14 protein-coding genes are annotated in these 24,724 nt (G+C 38.0%); 3 read left to right on the forward strand and 11 right to left on the reverse strand.

Features of this window, described 5'->3' with window-relative positions; translation table 11 throughout:
• Nucleotides 1-274: 274 nt before the first annotated feature.
• From G525_RS21605 to G525_RS0103090, 9 genes are all read right to left on the reverse strand, one after another.
• Nucleotides 275-2,989: a T9SS type B sorting domain-containing protein gene (locus G525_RS21605; RefSeq protein ID WP_027124847.1), complete on the reverse strand. Its 2,715-nt coding sequence runs from the start codon at nt 2,987-2,989 to the stop codon at nt 275-277.
• 98 nt (nt 2,990-3,087) lie between these two features.
• On the reverse strand, nt 3,088-5,499 hold the full coding sequence (locus G525_RS0103055) for an alpha-ketoacid dehydrogenase subunit alpha/beta (RefSeq protein WP_027124848.1): 2,412 nt from the start codon (nt 5,497-5,499) through the stop codon (nt 3,088-3,090).
• Between the two features lie 436 nt (nt 5,500-5,935).
• Nucleotides 5,936-8,302, reverse strand: coding sequence for a S9 family peptidase (locus G525_RS0103060; RefSeq protein ID WP_027124849.1), 2,367 nt, complete (start codon nt 8,300-8,302; stop codon nt 5,936-5,938).
• Nucleotides 8,303-8,598: 296 nt separating this feature from the next.
• A complete protein-coding gene (locus G525_RS0103065) occupies nt 8,599-11,430 on the reverse strand; it encodes a gluzincin family metallopeptidase (protein ID WP_027124850.1) in 2,832 nt (943 codons plus the stop codon).
• A 268-nt stretch (nt 11,431-11,698) separates the two neighbouring features.
• Nucleotides 11,699-12,388: an LOG family protein gene (locus tag G525_RS0103070; RefSeq protein WP_027124851.1), complete on the reverse strand. Its 690-nt coding sequence runs from the start codon at nt 12,386-12,388 to the stop codon at nt 11,699-11,701.
• 407 nt (nt 12,389-12,795) lie between these two features.
• Nucleotides 12,796-12,963 (reverse strand): lmo0937 family membrane protein, encoded by a 168-nt coding sequence (locus G525_RS22190; protein WP_157491864.1) that lies wholly within the window; start codon nt 12,961-12,963, stop codon nt 12,796-12,798.
• Nucleotides 12,964-13,085: 122 nt separating this feature from the next.
• On the reverse strand, nt 13,086-15,926 hold the full coding sequence (uvrA, locus tag G525_RS0103080; protein WP_027124852.1) for an excinuclease ABC subunit UvrA: 2,841 nt from the start codon (nt 15,924-15,926) through the stop codon (nt 13,086-13,088).
• A 247-nt stretch (nt 15,927-16,173) separates the two neighbouring features.
• Nucleotides 16,174-16,827 carry a response regulator transcription factor gene (locus tag G525_RS0103085; RefSeq protein WP_157491865.1) on the reverse strand — a complete coding sequence of 218 codons (654 nt, stop codon included), beginning with the start codon at nt 16,825-16,827 and terminating at the stop codon, nt 16,174-16,176.
• Nucleotides 16,828-17,025: 198 nt separating this feature from the next.
• Complete coding sequence (locus G525_RS0103090) at nt 17,026-19,047, reverse strand: tetratricopeptide repeat-containing sensor histidine kinase (protein WP_027124854.1); 2,022 nt, start codon at nt 19,045-19,047, stop codon at nt 17,026-17,028.
• Between the two features lie 187 nt (nt 19,048-19,234).
• On the opposite strand from G525_RS0103090, the gene G525_RS0103095 reads away from it, so the two are divergent.
• Nucleotides 19,235-19,756: a hypothetical protein gene (locus G525_RS0103095; RefSeq protein WP_027124855.1), complete on the forward strand. Its 522-nt coding sequence runs from the start codon at nt 19,235-19,237 to the stop codon at nt 19,754-19,756.
• 333 nt (nt 19,757-20,089) lie between these two features.
• On the opposite strand, the gene G525_RS0103105 is transcribed toward G525_RS0103095, so the two are convergent.
• Nucleotides 20,090-20,809: a hypothetical protein gene (locus tag G525_RS0103105; RefSeq protein WP_035478790.1), complete on the reverse strand. Its 720-nt coding sequence runs from the start codon at nt 20,807-20,809 to the stop codon at nt 20,090-20,092.
• Between the two features lie 129 nt (nt 20,810-20,938).
• On the reverse strand, nt 20,939-21,544 hold the full coding sequence (locus tag G525_RS0103110) for an acyl carrier protein phosphodiesterase (RefSeq protein ID WP_027124857.1): 606 nt from the start codon (nt 21,542-21,544) through the stop codon (nt 20,939-20,941).
• A 121-nt stretch (nt 21,545-21,665) separates the two neighbouring features.
• On the opposite strand from G525_RS0103110, the gene glmM reads away from it, so the two are divergent.
• Both glmM and G525_RS0103120 read left to right on the forward strand, forming a co-directional pair.
• Nucleotides 21,666-23,054, forward strand: coding sequence for a phosphoglucosamine mutase (gene glmM / locus G525_RS0103115; RefSeq protein WP_027124858.1), 1,389 nt, complete (start codon nt 21,666-21,668; stop codon nt 23,052-23,054).
• Between the two features lie 117 nt (nt 23,055-23,171).
• Nucleotides 23,172-24,677 (forward strand): aminotransferase class V-fold PLP-dependent enzyme, encoded by a 1,506-nt coding sequence (locus G525_RS0103120; protein ID WP_027124859.1) that lies wholly within the window; start codon nt 23,172-23,174, stop codon nt 24,675-24,677.
• Nucleotides 24,678-24,724 lie beyond the last annotated feature (47 nt).

Consider the following 24,724-nt stretch of genomic DNA (forward strand, 5'->3'; position numbering starts at 1 on the left):
CTGCGGGATGCTTTTGGGGGTTTTAGACACGAATTTCACGGATTTTCACTGAGGATTTTTCGTTTGAAAATAAAGTTGGAACTATTGTGTTTTTTTGATTTCACTAATTAGTGCCCGCTGGTTGTTTGTTTTCGGGCTATTTAATGCGGATTGATTTGTATTTCATTTCTGTGGAAATCTGCGAATTCTGCGGGATGATTTTGGGGTTTTTAGACACGAATTTCACGGATTTTCACTGAGGATTTGTCGTTTGAAAATAAAGTTGAAATTTTTACTAAATTTTTAGACTAAAATGTCCGCTATGTGTGATGTCTTCAGATAGCTTAAAAATATACCAGTAGTCATCAGGAGAAAGTAATTGACCATTGTAAGTTCCGTCCCATCCTTTAGATTGTAATGGATTAAAATAAAATAACAATTTGCCATAGCGGTCAAATATCTTTATAAGGTTATTGGAAGGCGTATTTGGATCTAGGCCTTTAATGTTCCAAAAGTCATTGATGCCATCGTTATTGGGTGTAAAGAACTTAGGAAACCCAATATTATAAAAAACCTTAGAAATAGTGGTGCACTGATAAACGTCACGTACAAATACAGTGTGGGTTCCGGGGGTTAGATTTGGAAATTGGTTGCTTGTTTGATAAGTCCCAAATTCATTGTCTATCGCAAATTCAAAACCTTCAATAGACGGGTTCAAAGTAATGGTCGCTGAATTAGCATCCACCGAAATGTTCTTAATAGAAGCAATTTCATTTTGAACAACAGTTAAGGTGATTGTAGTTTCACAAGAAAGAATAGGGTCTTTCACTTGAAGCTGATAAGTTCCTGCCTCATGCACTTCAATGCTGTTGGTGGTTTGACCTTCACCCCAAAGGTAGTTGTAGCTATCAATTTGGTAAGGCGCAACACCTGAATTAAGCACGATAGGAAAATCAGTTTGACAAACGGAAATCATTTGATTTTCTAAACCAGGAAATGGTTTGATTTTTAAATGTAATAGTCCACTTCCATAACAGATATCGTCACTTTGTGCTCTTATATAAAGCGTGGTGGCCGTAGACTGAAAATCATCAGGAATTGGCTTGATACCAATGGCAGCATTACTGAGCGTTTGATGAAATGAGACACTCACATTATTTGGTAAATTGAGGTCGGCAATAATTGTTTGCCGCGCCGTTTCCAGATTAAAGCTGGCATGGCCATTATTTTGTGGGTCACATCCAAACAATTCAAATGCACTTAACATAGTTGATTGCACTGTGGTGAGCTTTATTGTGGCCAGACTAAAGCATTTTGTTCCGGCTTTATACACTTTTGCAATGAGGATTTCTTGTTGGTACTTATTTCTATAAATTGGATCAAGAGACGTGCTAAGGTTTTCATCATTCAACGCATCGGCCTCAGTGTGGTAGTAATATACACTGATAGGAGCTGTTGTATGGTAGGTCAATGGACCATTGGCCAACTCTAAATTAAAAGTGGCGATGCCATCATTTGGATCTTGGTCAAAAGAGTCGCATTGCACCAACTCAAATGGGGTTGGAAGTACTGCGGGTGGTTCAGAAATAATAATTGTTTTTATAAATGGGTCGTTTGTAACGCCGTTCAACGTCAGCGAGAGGCTTACATTATAAGCCCCTGGTTGAGAAAATGTATGCTCAGGCGCTAGTGCTGTGGAGGTTTGCCCATCCCCAAAATCCCAAAACGCAGTGTCGTAGGGGTCTTCAGTGGTAATCGAAAATTCGGTAGTGTCACCTAAACAGGTGTTTTTATAATCAAAAGTAAACTTAAAAATAGACTGTATAAATGGCGGAAGACCAAGTTTGGATGCTTTACCACCAAGCTGTATGACATTGTGCCGGTAGTCGCTTGCAGCTCCAATTTCATTGGGTTTATTAATGACTGACAAGTGTGTGCCCTCTCCAAAAACCTTGTATCCCGCCCTGTAAATTTTCCCGTCTATGGCGAGTTGTAGTGCGCCTGCAACAAAATTGGACGTATGGATTGTTTTTTGAGTTGCTGAAACATTTAAAGTCTCTACGCCATATTGAAAAACATTACTGCTGATAAATATATCTTCAGTTGTAAAGTTGCCCGTGGTAATATAAAGCAATTTTGAATTTGGCGAAAATTCAACCCCATAGGGGTACGTCCCATTAATAATTTCCTTTTGGTTACTTACTGTCCCAGTGGTATTGTTAAAATCATAAAGTAAAACTTCTCCCGTGTTTTTGGAACCTGTATTTTTTCCTCCTAATGCGGTAGAGCTATGGGCAATGGCTATTTTTTTACCATTTGGTGAAACTTTAAGATACCCAATAGCACTAATGTTGGATCCTTTTTTATCCAATCGAGGATACACTGCATTTGACACCGTGGAAATTACAGGATTTAAATTGACCCCGTTGTCATCCACGTGAAACGCATAAAATTTATTTGTGAATTGTGTGATGACCCAGATAGAATTGCCATTACTATGGGTAACAGCGGTTATTTTTTCTGAAGTTTTATATTCATTCTCTATGGGATCATTGACGTTATAGGTAATCAGATGGGTGTTTTTCTTAGTGTCCACAATACCACCTAAGCCATTATCTAAGGTCATGTCAACTTCAGAGTAATTGATCCCGTTAATGGGTTTTCTCTGTGTTAAATAATAACTGGGCATATCCACGGTGAATATATAAAAGGCATCCCTGTTTCCTGGCTTCGGAATAATAAGTGCAGACATGGTACTAGAGCTGTGGCCCATTAAATTTGAGCCGTTGAGCATCCTCTGATGTTGACGGTTCCAAACCGTAGTACCGTCTGTATAAAAGAGCAAATTACCTTCGGGACTCGAAATGGTTGCACAGCCTTCATCCGTATTGAGTTGACTGTTTAAAAGAGGGCGCGGAGTGCCGCTATTAAAACTGAGCCCGGCAAATTCTCCAAAATACCAATTTGCCGATTCGTTTTGCGATACGGCCACAGTTCCAACTAATGTCATTAGAAGAACTAGGGAATATTTAAGAAGAATTTTAATGAAAATTTAATTTTGCAATAAATATACGTTTGTTGCAATAAAGTTCCCATAAAAAAAAGCTTTTATCTCAATTTAGGATACGCATCAGGATCTACCTCGTGCATCACGGTATAGACACTTTCAAAAATATCTTCGGTTGAAGGTTTTGAAAAATAGTCGCCATCAGTGCCATAGGCAGGTCGGTGTGGACGTGCGGCCAAAGTTTTTGGCTGACTGTCTAAATACTGATACGCATTCTGCTCGTTCAAAATCGCATTGAGAAGATAGGCGGATGCTCCTCCAGGAACATCTTCATCAATGACCATCATCCGGTTGGTTTTGGCAACACTTTTTACGATATCATGGTTGAGATCAAAAGGCAATAAAGACTGTACGTCAATGACTTCAGCATCAATACCAACCTGCAATAATTCTTTGGCGGCTTCTTGTACCAATCTAAGCGTAGAGCCGTAAGATACTAAGGTGATGTCCTTTCCGGTTTTAAGGGTTTCTACCACCCCAATAGGGGTTTTAAACTCTCCTAAATTAAGTGGTAATTTTTCTTTAAGACGGTAGCCATTTAAGCACTCTACAATTAAAGCGGGTTCATCACTTTCTAAAAGCGTATTATAAAAACCTGCAGCTTTGGTCATATTACGAGGTACTAACACATGTATTCCACGTATCAAATTCAAAACGCCTCCCAATTGCGATCCTGAATGCCAAATGCCTTCTAGTCGGTGGCCTCTAGTTCTTACAATTAATGGTGCTTTTTGTTTGCCTTGGGTTCTGTAATGCAAGGTGGCCAAGTCATCGCTCATAATTTGAAGCGCATAGAGGATATAATCTAAATACTGAATTTCAGCAATTGGGCGTAAACCACGCATGGCCATTCCAATCCCTTGACCTAAAATAGTGGCTTCACGGATTCCGACGTCAGAAACCCTAAGTTCGCCGTATTTTTCTTGTAAACCTTCTAAACCTTGATTGACATCACCAATGGTTCCGGCATCTTCACCAAAGATTAACGCATCAGGATGCTTGTTAAAAATGGCATCAAAATTATCACGAAGTACCAAACGCCCATCCACATCTTCTGCGGCTGAATCATAAGTGGGTAACACTTCTTTGATATGTAAGGCCGATTTTTTTGATTGGCTAAATAAATGTGAGCTGTATTTTGGCTGAATCCGGACCATATAGGCATCAATCCATTCCTTAGTATTCTCTTTTTCTGCAGAATTTTCGGAGATGACATAGCGCAAAGATTTTCTCACGGCAGAAGCAATGTCTTTTCGGATAGGCTCTGAAACATTGGATAATTCCGTGATCACCCGCTCAATAAATACCTTGTTGGTGCTCACATTCGCTAATTTGGTCAGAAGTTGAATAGCTTGTAACTGCTCTTCTTTAATTGGGTTTTGATAACTTTCCCATGCTGCTTTTTTACCTTCTCTGACTTTCTTTTTAATGTTTTTATCAAGAGTATCCAATTCCAATTCTGTAGAAATACTGTTGGCGATGATCCATTCGCGCATTTTACGGATACAATCATTATCTCCTTCCCATTCTAAACGCTCCCTGCTTTTGTAGCGCTCGTGAGAACCAGAGGTGGAATGCCCTTGGGGTTGGGTTAATTCTACAACGTGAATAAGTACAGGTACATGCTCTTCTCTCGCAATTTTTGACGCACGTTGATAGGTTTCTATTAATTCAACATAATCCCAGCCCTTAACTTTTAAGATTTCATAGCCTTTATTGTCGTTATCGCGTTGAAAACCTTTTAGGATCTCAGAAATACTTTCTTTGGTGGTTTGATGCTTTGCATGCACAGAAATGCCATATTCATCATCCCAAACACTAATGACCATCGGAACTTGCAATACCCCGGCTGCGTTGATGGTTTCAAAAAATAAGCCTTCGCTGGTACTCGCGTTTCCTATGGTACCCCAAGCGACTTCATTTCCTTTATTTGAAAATTTAGGGCTGTGTATGCCCTTCACATTTCGATATATTTTCGAGGCTTGCGCCAACCCTAAAAGTCGTGGCATTTGTCCTGCAGTAGGAGAGATGTCTGCACTTGAATTTTTTTGTTGTAACAGATTTTTCCATTCGCCTTTGTCATCCAAACTGTGGGTGCCAAAATGACCTCCCATTTGACGCCCTGCGGACATAGGATCGTGATTGATATCTGCATCTCCATATAAACCTGCAAAAAACTGCTGGATGGATAGTTGGCCAATAGCCATCATAAAAGTTTGGTCACGGTAATACCCAGAACGGAAATCGCCGTTTTGAAACACTTTGGCCCAAGCCAATTGCGGCACTTCTTTTCCGTCACCAAAAATTCCGAACTTGGCTTTTCCTGTCAGAACTTCGCGTCTGCCCAGCAAACTGCACTCTCTGCTGGTCATCGCAATTTTATAATCACTCAGAATCTCTGATTGAAATTCTTCAAAGGATATGTCCTTGGTCGTTTTTGGCGTCGTTTGCATAAGGTGATTTTTGGTTATTGCAAAAGTAGTCAAATCAGACGGGTTTTGCAATCGAAATAGTTAACCTAGGAGTGAATTAACGTTTAATTATCATCTCAAAAGCGGTTAAAAGACTGGAGGTCAAATGCTGATAATTAAGTTGTTAATGTGGGGTAATTATAAATTGCGGTTAATCTGGCTTAAGATCCTTAAAGACTATAAGATCGTGTTTGGCGAGCTATTAAAACGGTTATTCCGCCTAGAACAATCGAGATATATAACTTTTAATGCTGAAAACTTCAATAGAGCATCTATCAAAAAACACATATATGGATAGCCGGTTCATCAAAAAGGTTAAACAAGGCAAGGCGGGCTTGTTATGGGTATTAACTCAAACATCCCATAAATTGTAAATCTATGTGATGTTTTTAAAATTAATTGCGTCTTTTAAAAATGATTAATTTTCCAGCAAGGTCGAATTGAAAAGTTTCAAAATCCGTTTATATTCATCCGTCCAACTGCTTGGTTCTACAAAACCATGGTCTTCTGCCGGATAAACGGCCATTTCCCAATTGTCTTTGCCCAATTCAATTAAGCGTTGCGCCAATCTGACCACGTCTTGAAAATGGACATTCACATCTACCATCCCGTGAGCGATGAGCAGGTTGCCCTTTAAACCTTCTGCAAAATAGATGGGAGAAGAACGCTCGTATGCTATGGGGTCATTAAATGGTTCATTCAAAATATTGGACGTATAGCCGTGATTGTAGTGCGCCCAATCAGTAACCGATCGTAATGCTGCGCCAGAAGTAAAGGTGTCCGCTTCATTAAAAAGTGCCATCAAAGTGATGAATCCGCCATAACTTCCACCATAAATGCCAATTTTATCTTTGTCAACCCCGTAATTTTCCACTAAATAGTTGGCGCCATCTACTTGATCTGATAGATCCTTTCCACCCATATGGCGGTAAATTCCGGTACGCCAATCCCTTCCGTATCCTGCACTTCCTCGGTAATCGATATCGATCACGGTATAGCCCAAATCGGTCAGTAAATTATGGAACATATATTCTCTAAAGTAAGACGACCACCATTTATGGACGTTCTGTAAATACCCAGCGCCATGGACAAAAACAACCGCAGCATTATTTTTTACTGAGGCCTCAGGCACGTAAAGTCGCGCAGGAACTTGGGATCCATCTTCGGCTTTAAAAGTGATGAGTTGCGGCGCTCTCCAATTATAGCTTTTAAAAACATCAGATTGTCCTGAGGTCAATGGGGTGGCCTCAGTTTTGGCGGAATTCTTTTTATAATAAAGTTCCCAGGGCTGATTGCTGTAAGAATGAAGAATGGCAAGCGTTTTTTCGTCTGGAGATAGAGATACATTATTATTGCCGGTCATGCTGGTCAATTGTTCCATTTTCCCGCCCATTAAAGGCATTTTATAGAAATGTCTTTCGCCAGGACCGACCTCAGACGTTGTTAAATACCAGTTTTTCTGATCCTTGGAGATAAACGGATCAAAAACTTCAAAAGTTCCTGAAGTCAAGGCTTTTTTAGTGCCATTTGTAACATCTAAAAGATATAAATGTGAATATCCCGTAGCTTCAGATTGAAAGTAAATATGTTTATTGTCAGGCAACCAGCCTAATGTGCCACCACCCATAGACCAGCCAATACCAGGTCCAGCAATCCAAGCGTCATCACGTTGGCGGTCCAAATTGGTCAAATCGCCAGTGGTTAAATCCAATTTTGCAATCCAGCGGTCTTTATTGTCTTTTGAGCGTACGTTAACGATAGCATGTTGTCCATTGTCAGAGAAATAAGCCTGAGACACAATAAGGTCGCGTTCTTTTTCTTCCCATTCTTTATCCGGATAATCGTTTACATAGTCTGGTAAATCTTTAATCCCCGGAAGAGTATTCGTCGTAACTTGATACACCGTATCTTTTTCAAGATTGTAGATGGCCAATTCGACTTTTGTTTGGTCATCACCAACTTTAGAACGCGTATTCAAATCTTTAGTATAACTTGAAGCATCAATATAATTAGGAACGATGGTGGCATCACTTTTACCACGTTGGAAAAGCGTAAACGTTACATATTTGGCGTCTGGAGACACTTGTAGGTTGGAGACTTGGCTATCTCCGGAATAATAGGTGTAGGCTTCCTTTTCCTTGCGTTCTTCCCTTATTTTTTTATCCAATTCTTTTTGGTCTTCACGCTCTTTAACCACACTCAGCAATTTGAGATTTTCTGCTTCCAAAAGCGCCGCTTTCTCTGAGGGTTCTTTATCTTTCTTTTTAGAATCTTCACCAGACTTAATCTGGGTCAATTTTTTTAATATGCCTGTTTCTTGGGAGTAGAGGTAGGCATTAGCATTGGCTACAAAAGCAATTCCATCTTCATTGGCCAAAAAATTTGGGTTGCTGATATTCTCTGGAAATTGCAGTAATTCAGTTTCTTTTCCTGATTTGATATCAAAAATTATAAGTGTGTTTCCTTTGGAGTAAATCTTTTTGGTTTTTGATTTGTTAAAAGTTCCTCTGGCAAAATCAACCTCTTTTTCCTGAGTCCAACTTACTTTTTCTATTTTTTTAGGATTGGCCAATTGGATACGGTACAAGGAATCGGCCGGATCTTGGTCTAAGTTATAATTGAAATAAATGGCGCTGCTGTTCTGATCCCATTTTAAGTCTGAAGGAAATGTTCCCATCCATTTTGGGTCTTGCATTATTTTTTCGACAGAAAGCTCACTCTGCTGCGCGTAACTGTTAATGAAAAGAAATGAGAATAGGAGGCTAAAGAAAATGGATTTAGTCATGAATATTTTAATTAAGTATAGAATTTAAAATCGGTTTTTAATACAGGAATTGTGCACTGTTACAAACTTATCAAATTTCAATATATTATGAACTAAGACTTGGAATTAATTAAATTCGGAAAAAACTTAAACACAAAGGACGTCATTTGCCTTTGTAAAGAATGTATGGGGCTAGAGCTGTTTTCCATTTGAACAGCCTGCCTTTGCTTTGCTGCCGATGGGTAGGCGAGCGGGAAGACAATGCCGATTTCGATATCGATATCAGTTAAAACGCGATTCTCAGCCTCGTTGAAGCATCAATACCATTTCCGTCTAAAAAGTCCCAATAACGCTCGAGGATCTAAAGTGAATTTAATCCGGATCCGTTCGCTATAATTGGGTTCATCAACTTCCCATCCCAGATTGGAATAGATTGGAAAATAGAGTTCAAAATAATCCGTGACCAGATTGAGTCGAATTCCAGCGTCATAGACAAATTGTGGATCGATTCCTCTGTTTTTCACCAAGCCAATATCACCATACGCTTCAATATAACGCCAAATCGTAGTACTTACGTTGGCGGTAGTCATCCATTGATTGGCGAATGCAGGATCCAATTTCGATTTGAATCCCCCTTCCGCAATAATGATCTGCTGACTAAAAATACCTGAATCCTCGGAGCGCCCCAAATAGTTGTAATCAAACATATAATCAGTTGGACGGTCTAGGGCAAAACTAAAATAGTCGAAGTTTTGGTCGGTATTATTATATAGGAATGTCCCCGCAAAAAACCTAAAATTAAACTGTCTGTTTCCTTCTGTCAATTTGCGCCATTCATAATTCATCGCAATTTTCCCAAACTTTTTGGCCACTTGAAAATCATAATAAAATTGAGAAAAATCGATTAAGTGGGTATGTGCATTTACATATCTGACGTTAAAAACACTATAGTCTGGATCTGTCACCACCAATGAGGGGTTGTCTTTAATGGTTCTGGAAATATCCAAATACCGCAAATTGATAAAACTGGATTTATCAGATCGTAAATTGTTGTTATCTCTAAAGAAGAAGGAGATGCTCGGACTGATTTTGGTCACAAAGGCATTCTCTGCAAAAGAAGAGTAATTAGCGCTCATCCCATAAGAAACCCTGAATAGATTTTTATTCTCAATATGATGGGTATAGTAGGCTTGTGCGCTACCAGTTATGGTTTCGGAATTAAAAGCATATTTAGGACTCAATTTATAGCTAAAATTCTTCATTAACAGGGTTTTATTGTACACCTTGGCGCCTAAGGTAATCCCATCATAAATGTTGTTGTATTCTACCAAGGGCATAAAGAACACCTGATTATAATTTGGGTCTTCGATATCCTTAAACAACCGAAATTGTAAGGGTTTGTTATTGAAAAATTGGCCTTTTAGCGATTTCCAATTATCTCTGAGATTATATTCAGGAATGGAATTATCATAATTCAGGACCAGTTTAGTGGCATCCTTACGAGGGATGGTCACGCTTTTAGAGCCGTTGATATGTTCAATCCATGTTTTTGAGATGACAGAATCATTTTTTAATGAAAACAGCGAAACGGGCATGTCATTTTTTCGCTTATTCTTGATGGTAAAAGTTACAGAATCGTTGGTTTTTACAACATCCTTGATTCTGAAATCGATCTTTTTTCGGGTATTGATATAATCGTCAAAAAACCAGTCGACATCTTTGTCAGTTCTTGATTTTAGCAAGTTTTTAAAATCGGTAGAAGTCGTGGTTCTTAATTGAGAAGCTGCCAAATAGTCTTTTATAGTGCTTTCAACAACATCAGAATTGGTAAAATCATTCAAATACTTCAAGCCGATCCCTGCTTTATATTTACCTGCAATATTGGCGTTGAACTTCAAGAGCTCATCTTTTGACAAATTAAGAGCTTGATCTCTATTGGTGCGTGCCATCTGCATAAAGTAGAGGTTGTATTGCTCATTAAAACTAAGATCGGCCGCATGGAAAGAACGGATGCCCCAAAAATCGGCCAAGGTTCCCAAGAGCTTAAGGTCTGGATAATTTTCTTCGACGTATTTCATCAAATAATAGATCTGAATGGCATCTTTTAACCAATAATCTTTTCGAGAATCAACTAGAAGCGTGTTGTCCAAAAAGTTTTTGAGTGTTGTTTTTAAAAGCTTGAGTTCATACTGTAAGTTTCCTGGAAAGGGATTCAGGAATTTTGGCAATTGGTTCAAGCCATAGAGTGCATCTTTTTTATATTCTATATCAGTGACTAATAGATAGTCATGCGGATATTCTCCTAAATTTTTGGTTATAAATTGTGTGATTCTGTCGGTAATGAAAGCGCGGTCAACAGGCATGATATTGTCATTTTTTAAATTTGTAATGACCGTGAAATTGTCCGTCTGTACAAAATTAAATTTCGGAAACCGATTGACGTAAAGTTTGCTGTCCACGCGATCCTTTCCGTAATAATGGAAGATTTGTGTGCTATCTTTCTGGGTAATATCCTGAATGGCAAGCTCTGTATAAAGGCTGTAATTTTTTGGAACCTCTACATTTAAGCTAATATCCGCAGGCGGTACAAACAAATCATCTAAATTTTTATTGCTGTAATAATGCCATTCACCATCATAAACCGCAGGAGTGATGTACCAATATTTTAAATTGAACTCTTTGTCATCTGTAAAGCCGTAATCTGTAAATATATCATCCGGAAACTGTAATTTATAATTAAGGTGAATTTGATAATATTGATCTGGCAATAATGGCTGAGATAACTCAACTTCCACAACGTCTGGATGTTGTTTTAACCGTGTGTGTTTCTGTTCTTGATGGTTGATATCCGTTAGCGAGGTGATACTGGTGTAGCCGCGCATGGCATTGGTGGCAAAATGAAACGTTGTGCTATATTCTTCTGTAAACCTATCGGCCAAGGGAGTTCTCTTTGTTGAGAAACTGTTGTTCCAATCGTTAAAGTAAATTGTTTTTAAAGTATCAGATGTGTTGTTTTGGTAGCGAATAGTCTGGGCTATTTTCGCACTCTTACTCCCAACATTAAATTGCGCATCAATAGTGATTTGATTCTGTCCATAGATCAGGACTGAATAAAAAATCAGAAAACATAAAAGGATACGACTTTTCAAGGTGCTATGCTAAACTTATGGGTTTAAATAAGTGTTGGGCGTGATGCAATTTTTAATAGCAAGAATAAACTTCAGACAACATATATACCGAATTTTTGTGGGTTGTGGTTTTCTTACGGAGATGAATTTTGGAACATTACAGCTTTTTGAGCCTCTTGTTACAGTTTTTTAGAGTACATCTTTCAATAAGAATTGCGAAATGTACTCTAAATTGTGTTATTTACTTAACTCGTGCATCTTATGGAATTCCGTATAATCCATGGGTGTTTTAGAAATTGGGGCTTAACTCAAATTCTTTATAAAAATTGTTTAAGATTTCGATGACTTCATCAGGAGTATCCACAAGATGGATAAGGTCTAAATCCTTGTCGCTAATATTATTGAAAGAGTCCAGAAGTGTGGTTCTTACCCAATCCATTAGACCTCCCCAAAATTCCGTTCCCACTAAAATAATAGGGAATTCTTCAATTTTGTTGGTTTGGATTAACGTGATGGCCTCAAACAATTCGTCCAAGGTTCCAAATCCGCCCGGCATTACAACGAAGCCTTGGGAGTATTTTACAAACATGACTTTTCTAACAAAAAAGTAATCAAAATCCAAACTTTTATCAGAGTCGATATATGGATTGTCATGCTGCTCGAAAGGTAAATCGATATTTAGACCCACTGAAGTGCCACCTGCAATATGAGCTCCTTTATTTCCCGCTTCCATAATTCCCGGGCCACCACCAGTGATGACACCGTAACCATGTTCTACGATTTTTTTGGCAACCTCCTCGGCCAATTTATAATATTTATGATCAGGCTTGGTACGGGCGGAACCGAAAATGGAAACACAGGGACCAATTTTACTCAATTTTTCATAACCGTTGACAAATTCCCCCATTATTTTGAAAATGGCCCAAGAATCGTTTGTTTTTATTTCATTCCAAGCTTTACTATGTTTTTCTAATCTCATTCTATTTATATCTATATTTTATTGATTGTATGTGCTTCTAGTCTTCAGTTTTGATCTCAGTGTTCAATTTTTAATTTTAAAACGGCGTCTTCCAAGCTTCTTTTATCCCGTCCGCCGTCATTCGTCACCCCGAGATATTTCCCTATAAAGCACACAAATTTAATGGAAAATAAGATAAAATCTCCATACAAAGGGTTTTAAAACAATTTTGTTGAGGATTATAGAAATAACAAAGTTTGCCTATCTCGCCATTTTTGAAACTTCCATACCGTAGGTGAACCTTTTTAGAAATTACACCTTAGCAATCTCAATTAAAATGTCACCGTTGATGAAAAAAGAAAAAGGCAAATCAAAATTTGATTTGCCTTGCGTTAATTTACAAAATGTAAACTGTTTTTTTAATTTTCTTAAAGTGGTTTACGCCCAGAAATGATATTATAAAGGATAGCAATAACTGCGATCACTAAAAGAATATGTATTAGGCTGTTATCACCTAATCCTGACGCAACGCCTAAAAAGCCCAAAAGCCATATTACAATACAAATTACGGCAACAAGCCAAAGAATACCTCTCATAATAGTTAGTTTTAAAGTTATACCACTAAGATACTAAAGTTTCTAGTCCATAAAGGTGCTGATATCGATAAATTTTTAACATTATAGCTAATGATTTGTTTGTTATATAGCCAACAGCACAATTATTTTGAGAGTTCTAGCTCTTTTTTTAGAAATTGTGCGGTATAACTTTTTTTATGTTTTGCAACTTCTTCTGGCGTGCCTTCCACAATAACCTGCCCGCCACCTTTTCCGCCTTCATAGCCTATATCAATAATATAATCCATGGTTTTAATGACATCCATATTGTGCTCAATAATTAAGATGGTATTCCCTTTATTGACCAATTTATTCAAAACATTGAGTAATACCCGAATGTCTTCAAAATGTAGGCCTGTTGTAGGTTCGTCAAGAATGTAAAACGTGTTTCCAGTATCGCGTTTGCTTAATTCGGTCGCTAATTTAATACGTTGAGCCTCACCACCAGAAAGGGTCGTGCTTTGTTGGCCAAGCGTGATATAGCCCAGACCGACATCTTTGATAGTTTCTAATTTTTTGTGAATTTTAGGAATATGTTCGAAAAAATCGACACCTTCATTGATCGTCATATCCAAAACATCACTAATCGATTTGCCCTTATAACGAATTTCCAAAGTTTCCCTATTGAAACGTTTGCCTTGACAAGTTTCACATTCCACATAGACATCTGGAAGGAAGTTCATTTCAATGACCCGTAATCCACCACCTTGACAGGTTTCACAACGACCACCCTTGACATTAAAACTGAAACGCCCCGGTTTGTAGCCCCGGATCATTGCCTCTGGGATTTTAGCAAATAAACTGCGAATTTCGTCAAAAGTTTTGGTGTAGGTTGCAGGATTGCTTCGCGGTGTTCGACCAATTGGAGATTGGTTAATATCAATTACTTTATCAATATGTTCCAGACCCTTAATGCTCTTATAAGGCATTGGTTTCTTGACGCCATTAAAATAATAGGCATTGAGAATAGGGTAGAGGGTTTCGTTGATCAATGTTGACTTGCCACTTCCAGAAACACCAGTTACGCCGATCATTTTTCCTAATGGAAATTTTACCGAGACGTTCTTTAAATTGTTTCCTGTACAGCCTTTCAACTCGATAAACTTACCGTTGCCCTCTCGACGTTTTTTCGGGACTTCGATTTGTTTGGTTCCGTTAAGGTAATCTGCCGTTAAGGTGTGGTGGGTTTTTAATTCTTCAGGTGTTCCAACACTGATGATCTCTCCACCATATTTTCCTGCTTTTGGACCAATGTCAATCACATAATCGGCGCTTTCAATCATGTCTTTGTCGTGCTCTACAACAATAACAGAATTGCCAATATCACGAAGGGCGACCAATGATTTGATCAATTTCTCATTATCTCGTTGATGCAATCCAATACTTGGTTCATCCAAAATATAAAGGACGCCAACCAATTGTGATCCAATTTGAGTTGCGAGACGAATCCGCTGTGCTTCACCACCCGATAAGGATTTTGAACTTCGGTTAAGAGACAGATATTCCAAGCCAACATCTAATAGAAACTGTAATCTGGTTCTGATTTCCTTGATGATTTCTTCTGAAATTTTTAATTGTTTTTCAGAGATGTGAGACGTCAGATCAGCAAACCAATTGGCGAGATCAATAATGTCTTTATTGGCTAATTCGGCTATGTTTAGTCCATTGACTTTAAAGAAAAGCGATTCCTGACGTAAACGTGATCCGTTACAGGCGTCACATTCCACTTTGTCCATGTATTCTTTGGCCCATCGCTTTAAAGACGTGGTTTCAGCTGTCGTAAATTGGTTTTCGATAAAATTGGCAATTCCTTCAAAATCAATTTTATATTCGCGGGTCACCCCCAAGGTCTTGCTTTCTATAGAGAATTTTTCATTGCCGCCATATAAAATCATTTTTTTCGCCTCTTCAGGAATGTCTTTATAAGCATCTGTCAACTGAAAATTAAAGCGTTGGGCAATGGTTTCAAACTGCTTAAAAATCCAGCTGTTCTTATAAGGCCCATGAGGTGCCAACGCACCTGCTTTTATGGAAATACTTTCATCGGGAATAATTTTCTTGTCATTGACCTGATAGAGTTTTCCGATCCCATTACATTTTGGACAAGCTCCTTTTGGCGAATTGAATGAAAAGTTATTGGGTTCTGGATTGGGATAAGAAATTCCTGAAGTAGGACACATCAGACTTCTACTAAAGTAACGGGTTTCATTGGTGTCCTGATCTAAAATCATCAAAATATCTTCGCCATGATACATAGCCGTGTTGATGGTTTCCGTAAGTCGTTTTTCATTATCGATAGTGTTGTCAATTTTTAGACGGTCAATCACAATTTCGATATCGTGGTTTTTATAGCGGTCCAACTTCATGCCTTTGACCAAGTCTTTCACTTCGCCGTCCACTCGTACTTTTACGAACCCTTGTTTTGCGATTTGTTCAAATAATTCACGGTAATGTCCTTTTCGAGAGCGTATCACAGGCGCCAAAACATTAATGCGCTTGCCGTTAAAGCTTTCCATAATCAAACTTTTAATTTGATCATCGGTATAACTTACCATTTTTTCGCCAGTATTATAGCTGTAGGCATCACTTGCTCTAGCGTATAACAGACGCAAAAAATCATATATTTCTGTAATCGTTCCAACGGTGGAGCGTGGCGACTTACTTGTGGTTTTCTGTTCGATGGCGATGACGGGCGAGAGCCCATCAATTTTATCAACATCCGGGCGTTCCAAACCGCCCAAAAACTGACGGGCATAAGCCGAGAATGTTTCGATATAACGCCGTTGGCCTTCGGCATAAATAGTATCAAATGCCAGGGATGATTTGCCACTTCCTGAAAGCCCTGTAATGACTACAAGTTGCTCTCTAGGAATGGAAACATCTATATTTTTCAGGTTGTGGACACGTGCGCCTTGAACCTCAATAGTTTCTTCAAATTTACTCATATACATAGCAATCTTACCTGATTTACAGGTAAGTTTGCAAAGGTACAGATTATGCAGTAAAAAAGGAAGGAGTTGATATTTAGAGTTTTGTTAAATAATGTGGATTGGAAAATGAAGTGCCAGGAGCGGTTAAAGTGCTTGTCGGTCGAAAAAGAAGTCAGAACTTGCTTCAATATCTGAGTAATTTTTTTGAATACAAATGGCCTAAATTTTCATAAATGCATCTACTTTTTTGTGTTTTTGCAGATCAATTCAAATTTTTAAATTCTTTCGCCCAATTAATGAGGTTGTCAGCAGCGGGATCAAGATGGAGCTTTTCAATAATGTTTGTGCGGTGCTTCTGAATGGTTCTTGGAGATACACACAACATATCGCTAATTTCAGTAGAGTTATTGCCTTGAGCAATCAATTGAATAATTTTTCGTTCAGAAGGAGTTAGAAGGGTAAGTTTTTTGAGTTCATTTTCCACATCGATTTCTAATTCGGCCCCTAATGACCTACTATAATAAATGGTGCCATTCATGACTGTCGCAATGCAATGTTCAATTTCCTCAATACTGTCCTCTTTTAAAAGATATCCGTGAACACCCAGGGTTTTGGCTTGTGCTACAAAGTTCTTCTGTTTGTGATAGGTCATCACAATAAAACGTGTTTTTAAGTCTTGATTTTCAGTGCATTTTGCCATTACTTCAAAACCGTTTAGCAAAGGCATTTCAATATCTAAAAGCGCAATATCGGGTTTCAAGGCAAGAATGGTGCGGACCGCCTCTGTACCATTTTCAGCGGTACCAATAATTTGATATCCCACTTGCTCAAGCTCTTGTTTAAGACCTTTGAGCATGATTGGGTGATCTTCGGCAATAACAATAGTGATGCTAATTTTAGGGATGCTATTTTCCAAGAGCTGTAGGTTTTATCTTATGTAAAACTACATTTTTTATCTACGGTTAGTGGTATTATAAGCTAAATAATTCAACATTAATGCACTTGTTGCATCTCAATAGTTGCTTTTAATATGACTCAATTATAATTAACTTTTGACAATTTCAGGATTGCATTATTGATTATTTATTTTTTCTTAATAGAATGTAATTTCTGGTTATATATTCCTGACGGGAAGTTTTATAATAAGCTGGGTGCCCTTTCCTAAGCTTGATTCTATCTCTAACTGTGCTGAAATTATTTTACAACGCTCCATGAGAGATTTCATTCCTAAACTTTTAGAAGTGTTTACGGCATGGTTATAATCAAAGCCTTTGCCGTTATCCTTGATCGTCATAACAATCGTGTTGGATGTGTTTTCAATTCTTACAAATACGGCTTTGGCATCTGCGTGTTTTAGCACATTGTTCAAAGCCTCTTGAAGCATGCGATATAAATGCAAGGCTTTATCTTTGGAAATGAGTTGGTCTGTATTCTCCAATTCTAAGGTAAAAAAAACATCTGTTTTTTCATCCATTTCATTGACTAAATCCGAAATGGCCGCAGTAAACCCTAAACGTTCTAATGCTGCGGGATATAAACCTTGCGAGATGGTGCGAAGATTATCTAGCGTATCACTGGCTAAAGTTCCAAACAAGGGGTCTTCAATCGTTTTTAATTTTCGGGTCAAAAGCATGAGCTGTTGTCCAACGGAGTCATGCAATTCAAAAGCCAACCGGGTGCGCTCCTGCTCTTGGGTGTTGATGATATCTTGTGTAAACAGTTCCTGTTGTTTTTGCCGTCGTTTATTGTTGTTGTTCGATCGAACTATGGTCATAAATCCAAACAGTCCCAATAACCCCAAACCTCCAAAAAGCAACCACTGATTTTTTTGTTTGTTTTCGGAATCTAACAGCGCAATATTGCTGTTTTGATTTTGGATGGTTAAATCGCGTTTTTCTGTCTCATAAATCGTTTGATAATACGCTAGAACACGGGTTTTTTGAATACTGCCAATGGAGTCTTTAATTTTAGTATAATTTTTGAAGTGTGAAAAAGCTTGGTCATTATTTCCTATACGTTGGTAAACTTGTGATAGGAACAACTCCGCTTCTTGAATTTCTTCATATTGATCCCCACCAATTTTCAGATCGTAGAGTTTCAAGGCATACTTTAAAGCATTCTCATAGTCATTTTGGGCAAACGCCACTCTCATTTTAGCGTTTAAATAGTAATGAGCGTTTTGTCCTGTCATATTATCAACCTCCATCTCTAATTCCTTCAATAGGTTTTGGGCTTGATATAGGCTGTCATTTTCTGCCAACGCTGCTGTCAATCCTGCTTTTAATGCAGGTTCAAAATGCGCTTTGTTTTCTGAAGTTTGATTTTCTACCAATGCCAATTTCAGGTTTTTGATTCGGCTGTCCTGTAAATTAATTTTATTGTCATCCGCTGCGTTGTTATAATATACGAGTGCTAAATTTGGGAAGGAATTGGATATTTTAGCTAGTTTTATGAGTTCATTCCTTTCTTCTTTCGCTTCTTTAAAAAAACCATTTTTACTGTAGAGAATGGACATAGAATTTTTGGCGTTTAGCCACATTAAAGTGTCTTTCTTATTTTGAAAAAGAAGTGCAGCCTTTTGAAGTTCTATGGAAGCTTCACCAAATTTCCCATTATTTACATGAGCCATCGCTATGGAAAACTTAGAGAGTTCTATATATTTGGAATTGTATTTTTTAGCATAAACATAGGCGCTATCAAAAAGTTTTATGGCTTCTTCAAAATGTCTTGATTCATAATAAACATAAGCCGCTTCATAATAAAAATCATCCAGGATATTTGGTTTTGAAACCTTAGCTAAGAGCGGATAAGTGCTCTTGATTAAATTTTTGGCTTCTTTATAGTCATTTGTTTCATAATTGAGATAATTGATAAAATTGATGGCGTGTTTCATGGCCATATTTATCGAATCCATTTTCTGTGCGAATGAAATAGTAACTCGAAAAATAGAATCACTATTAAAGGTACTGTCGTATCTAATTGCGCCTGCCAAGCTATCCAAGAACTTTAAGCGCTCATTATCGGTAGCGTCTTTAACCGCGTTTTTCCAATTACTCTTGTTGTATTCTAAATCTTTGTCTTGTGATAGGGAAAGTACCGGAATGGTAAAGAGTAGGATTAAAATAGATAATCTCATAATGAATCGGTTTAGACAAAACTAATTTTTATAAAGCTAAAATGCGATGATTTCGACTTCTAATCGTCGGAATAAAATCAGGTTTTTAAAATATGAAAGCGAAATTGCAGTACTTATACCTGAAAAAATAAGAAGGGAATACCGACGGATTTATTATTATTGTAATTCAAACTATAAAACACAATTCATGCAATTATTAGGAATAAGTTCTAGAATTAATCACCCAGAATTTGGTAAAGGTGTGGTCACAAATGTTACATCAAAGCATTATTGGGTAACATTTATTGATAGTGGATTGGAAACAATAGACTTGGACAGCGACTTTGAAGTTATTGAAGCTGCGGAAGATGATGTGGATACCATTAGTTTCTATGAAGTGGAAAGCACATTGAAAGCCATTTTGAAAAAGTGGAGTGATGTGAGCGAAGTGGTCAACATCGGCGATAAATGGAAGGGCGGTAAACTTATCATGCAACCAGGAGATGCCAATTTAAAACCGACCGAAGTTCCTATAGATACATTTTTTCATAAAATTACCATGGTACGTGACCGTTTGCGGGTAATGGAGCAGAAAATCAATGGCAGTAAACTTGAGGAACAAGAAAAGATTGATTTGCAGCAATACATCACAAGAAGCTATGGAAGTTTAACGACTTTTAATGTGTTATTTAAGCTTAAGGATCATAATTTTGTGGGGCAGAAGGGATAGCTGGGAGTGTTCATTTTTCAGTCTTAAGTATTCAGGGTTTCCGTCTTCGCTAGGCTTTGGAAAGGCAGACAATTTCAGATGTTAGTTTTCTTTTTTTCTCGTTTTTTGTTTCGTGAGTTTTCATGGTTGAACTTGGATCTTCGATATTTGTCATTTCAAGGTTCTTGTCTATGACCGTTAATCAAAAATCATCTCGAAATTAAAGCCGTTTGGGGAATGGCATCAGCTGTCAGTTGCAGGTTTCAGTCACAGTTTAAATCTGTTTTTAGTGAGGTTTTATTTTTTAAAACAATTTTGTTTGTCGACTAAAAACATAAATTCAGAACTCTGAACTTATTCCCTTCCCAACAAATCCGTAATCTCAAATCCAAAGATCATAAACTTATGAAAAGTTGGTAATTGCGCGCCACTTTCAGCAATGGTCCAATCGCTCCAAGAGGCTTTCAGGCCGTTGATAGGTAAAATATCCACCCACATTTGGAAACTTGTTGGTTTTCCGGAAGCATCCAAATGCCACAAGTAGGAATCTCCTGGCGTCGTTCCGCCGGACGTGTAAGTCACTAAAAGAGCTTCCGTTCCATCTTCTAGAGTTACGATGCTGCGTTCCGTGCCAGCGTCAAAAACCTTATAGGGCGCCACCAACCAAAACGAATCATTGTTAAAGAAAGAGATGGCTTTTTCTATTAGCTTTTGAGAAGAAGGATCTTCAATTTTTTGTTTGTTTTGAAACGCTTCACTTTTGGATGTGTCGCTCAAATCGAGATTGATTTTATAAGCTTTCCAATAGACTTCACAAGTATTTTTGGCTTTGTTCCATTTATAATGATGCCGCTTATCGAAGGTCCATTCCAGATAGCTGGTGTTTTTATAAGCTTCATGATCGAGAGCATCTAGCATTTTAGTCGCTAATAATTCAGCTTGCTCACTTTTAATTCCAGTTGGTAAGTCCTCATTGTATTTAAGATATACAAAACCGAATAGGAGTAGCGAGGGAAGCGTAAAGAATACTATGATCCCAACAACAATTTTTAATATTTTTTTAGGTTTGGCCACTTGTTATGAGTTTAATTTGCGAAGTTAGGAATTGCACGCGAAGCTGCAAAGATGGCTACGGTAGAAATGAAGTAAATTACACATAAAGACAGACATTAAAAAAGATCATAAATCGACAGTTTTGCTGTATTATTCTGATGCGTAGATGAACTGTAATGTTGCTAATTTCTCTGCTGAAAATGTACGGAGCTCCTCAAAGAAAGATGTGAATTCGGTCTCAAATTCATCATAGAACTGCTTGAGTTCTTCGGTAGCTCTATTCATTCCTGAAATATTTTTAGTGCGGATGTTCATGCCGTTTAAAACTTTTTGGATGCCTTCAATGTTGGCGTAGTTCAATAACCAATTATCGTCAATCATGTAGGGCATCATTTTTTGAATCCGCAAAGGCAAAATTTCAAAATGCATTTTTAAGGAGCGATAAAAATCATCCGTATATATTTTTAAAGGGATATCAGAATACTGCGACCAGTTTTTAGCCAAAAAATGATCGTATAAAATATCTATAATCACGCCACTGTAGTGGCCGTAATTTTCATGTAGTCGTTTGGTGCTTAATCTCACGGTGGGATGAGCATCTGTAAAGGTGTCAATCTCCCGATGAAGAAGAATGCCCATTTGAATGTCAATAGGGTAACTTTTGTAACGTTTCCCTTTGATGCCATCTGCCATGAAATTGCCAATAGTGATTAATTCGTTGTCTCCTGAAAGATAAATGTGGGCTAAAAAATTCATTGGTGTAATTTACGAAATAGGTTTTTAGTTATACTAAAAGCGCATCACAAAATTCGGCAAGTTCTTGGTAAAGCTTTCAGTTTTTGAATTGTATATTTGCTATTCACTTTAAAACAGTTTTATGACACTCATTAAATCAATTTCAGGAATACGAGGTACAATTGGCGGTAAAGTTGGTGATAATTTAACCCCTATCGATGCGGTTAAGTTTGCAGCGGCTTACGGCGTATGGTTGAAGGATCAACGACATAAGGAAAATTACCGCGTTGTGGTTGGTCGTGATGCACGAATCTCTGGAGAAATGATCCAAAATTTAGTGATGAATACTCTAGTTGGTTTGGGCATTCATGTTATTGATCTCGGATTGTCAACAACCCCAACAGTAGAGATTGCCGTACCAATGGAGCACGCTGATGGTGGTATTATCTTAACGGCAAGCCATAACCCAAAACAGTGGAATGCCCTTAAACTGCTAAATTCTAACGGCGAATTTTTAAATGGAGCGGAAGGTGCAAAGATTTTAGAAATTGCTGAAAATGATCAAATGACGTTTTCAGAAGTAGACAATCTTGGTATAATTACAAAGAATGATGCCTATATTGACATTCATATTGATGAAGTCTTAAAGATGCCTTTAGTTAATAAGCAAGCTATTGCAAATGCCAAATTTAAAGTGGTTGTGGATGCAGTCAATTCTACAGGAGGGATTGCCATTCCGTTGCTATTGGAACGTTTGGGTGTGGAAACTGTGAAAATTCATTGTGAACCTAACGGCGATTTTCCACACAATCCAGAGCCGTTAAAAGAACATTTGACCGATTTATCAGCCCTTGTTGTGAAAGAACGTGCTCATTTAGGAGTTGCTGTAGATCCTGATGTGGACCGATTGGTTTTTATGGATGAAACCGGTGAGATATTTGGCGAAGAATACACGCTTGTTGCTTGTGCCGATTATGTTTTGAGTAAAACTGCTGGGAATACCGTGAGCAATATGAGTTCTACGCGTGCCTTGAAAGATGTTACTGAAAAACATGGAGGAAGTTATGAGGCCAGTGCCGTAGGAGAGGTAAATGTTGTAGAATTAATGAAAAAGACCAACGCTATTATTGGTGGCGAAGGAAATGGCGGCATTATTTATCCTGAATTGCATTATGGTCGTGATTCGCTTGTTGGGGTGGCTTTATTTTTAAGCTTATTGGCAGAAAGAGAAATGACCACAAGCGCTCTTAGAGCAACATATCCAAACTATTTTATGGGAAAGAAAAAGATAGAGTTGACTCCAGGTTTGGATGTGGATGCTATTTTGAAAGCGATGGAGGAACGCTACAAAAACGAAAAGTTAACGACGATTGACGGGGTGAAAGTAGATTTTAGTGAGAGTTGGGTTCATTTGCGAAAGAGTAATACCGAACCAATCATCAGGATTTATACCGAAGCGCCATCTCAAAATGAGGCAGATGCTCTTGGCGAAAAAATAATTTCCGAAATAAAGGCTATCGCGAACATTTAGTGTCTTTGCATGGAATACGAGGCGTAAGAATCTGACCCCGCAGATTATAGGAACAAATACGCATTAAGAATTGATTTTATCCCTATTATTACGGGATTAATACATGAGTTTAAAGCTATGATAACGACTGAAATATCCAATACAAAAACAACAGAACTAGAAAGATATTTTCAGCAGTTCAGAAAGCAAATCATTGGCATCGATCAAGAATTTATGACGCCATATGGAAAGCAGAAAATTGTTTATACGGATTGGACCGCTTCCGGACGATTATACAGACCTATTGAAGAAACTTTGATGAATGTATTTGGACCGTATGTGGCCAATACCCATACCGAGACTACCGTTTCAGGTACGGCCATGACTAAGGCGTATCATAAGGCAAAGTATATCATTAAAGATCATGTGAACAGTAATGATGATGATGTATTGATTTGTTGCGGTAGTGGCATGACAGAAGCCATCAATAAGTTTCAGCGGATTTTAGGATTGAAAGTACCTGAAAATCTACGAAAACATACGCTAGTTCCAGATGAAATGAAACCTGTGGTTTTTATCACACACATGGAACACCATTCTAATCAAACGTCGTGGTTGGAAACCATTGCAAAGGTTGAAGTCATTCCTCCGGGGGAAGACGGTTTGTTCTGCATGGAAAACTTTAAAGCACTTCTTGAAAAATATAACGATCGCCAAATTAAGATTGCTTCGGTAATCGGCGGATCAAATGTTACAGGGATTCAGACCCCTTATCATGACATTGCTAAAGTGATGCACCAAAACGGCGGTGTTTGTTTTGTTGATTTTGCGTGTTCGGCGCCTTATGTTGACATGGATATGCATCCAGAAGATGAAGAACAAGCGTTGGATGCCATTTTCTTTTCGCCTCACAAATTTATTGGAGGACCTGGAACTTCGGGGGTTTTAATTTTCAATAAGAAACTTTACAAAAACATGATTCCGGATAGTCCAGGAGGCGGAACCGTAAGTTGGACCAACCCTTGGGGAGAGCATAAATACATTGATAATATTGAAGATCGGGAAGATGGTGGAACTCCGGGATTTCTGCAAACTATAAAAACGGCTTTGGCCATAAAGCTAAAAGAGCAAATGGGCGTTGATAAAATGCTGGAGCGCGAGCATGAAATCATTGATTATATTTTCAATGAGCTCAACCCTGTTTCTAATATTAATATTTTGGCAGGCCAGCATCAAGACCGATTAGGAGTGATTTCTTTCTATATTGATGACCTGCATTATAATTTGGGCGTAAAACTTTTGAATGATCGCTTCGGAATCCAGACACGTGGAGGATGCAGTTGTGCAGGTACTTACGGTCATTTCTTGTTGCATGTTGATATTGAGACATCAAATAAATTGACTCATGAGATTTCATTGGGTGAATTGACCCGTAAGCCAGGTTGGATTCGTATGTCCATCCATCCTACAACAACTACTGAAGAAACGGTTTATGTTTGTGAAAGCTTAAAAGAACTTGCCAAACATCATAAGGAATGGGCAAAGGATTATAAATATATTCCTGCAACTAATGAGTTTGTGCACCATGCTGCCTTAGTGAAAGATAGGTTTGAGCTACCGCTTGATGAATGGTTTGAGTTGTAATTGATGCAATTGGAACGTGTATGGCCCTTGTATTCAATGATGTATTT

This window comes from Gelidibacter mesophilus DSM 14095 (assembly GCF_000423005.1).
Lineage (GTDB): Bacteria > Bacteroidota > Bacteroidia > Flavobacteriales > Flavobacteriaceae > Gelidibacter > Gelidibacter mesophilus.